Raw genomic sequence first — 583 nt, 5'->3', positions numbered from 1 at the left:
CATGAACTGCGGTGCCGTACCGTTCTCGGCAAAGTGATGGCTCAGCGAGCCGCTCGCCAGGATCGCCACCGTGCCGTCGTAGTGCTCCTCGATCGCCTTGCGTACCGCCTGCCCGAACTTGACGCTGGTGGGCAGGTCGTGCCACACGCACCACCCCGATACACTCACCACCTTGAAGTGCTGGTCCTCGTTCATGTATCGCATCGGGACCAGCGTGCCGTACTCCAGCTCCAGGGTCGTGTCGCTGTGCGCGCGCGTCGCCACGTCCATCTCATTGGCGACGTTGGCGATCAGGTGGCCCAGCTCCGGGTTGCCCGGATACGCGTACGGCAGGTTCTTGATGAAGTGCGGCAGCTCATTGCTGGTGTAGCAGCCCGAGAACTGCGGCCCGCAGTTGATGTGGTACTCGCTGTTGACCAGCCAGTGCACATCGAACACGACGATCGTATCGACCCCCAGCTCGCGGCAGCGCCGGCCGATCTCCTTGTGTCCATCGATGGCTGCCTGGCGGCAGCCCTTGTTCGGCCCGTCCAGCTCACTCAGGTACATCGACGGTACGTGCGTGATCTTCGCGGCCAGCGCC

The 583-nt window shown here is 64.0% G+C and carries 1 protein-coding gene; it reads right to left on the bottom strand.

Annotation, left to right across the window (positions count from 1 at the left end; translation table 11 throughout):
* On the bottom strand, positions 1-583 hold a 583-nt coding region (gene hpaD / locus E1J61_RS37050), incomplete at both ends, for a 3,4-dihydroxyphenylacetate 2,3-dioxygenase (RefSeq protein WP_243737142.1).

The organism is Cupriavidus sp. L7L (assembly GCF_004353535.1).
In the GTDB taxonomy this organism is placed as follows: Bacteria; Pseudomonadota; Gammaproteobacteria; order Burkholderiales; family Burkholderiaceae; genus Cupriavidus; species Cupriavidus oxalaticus_A.
Note: the sequence above shows the minus strand (reverse complement) of the source record. Positions and strands in the feature narration are given on the sequence as shown.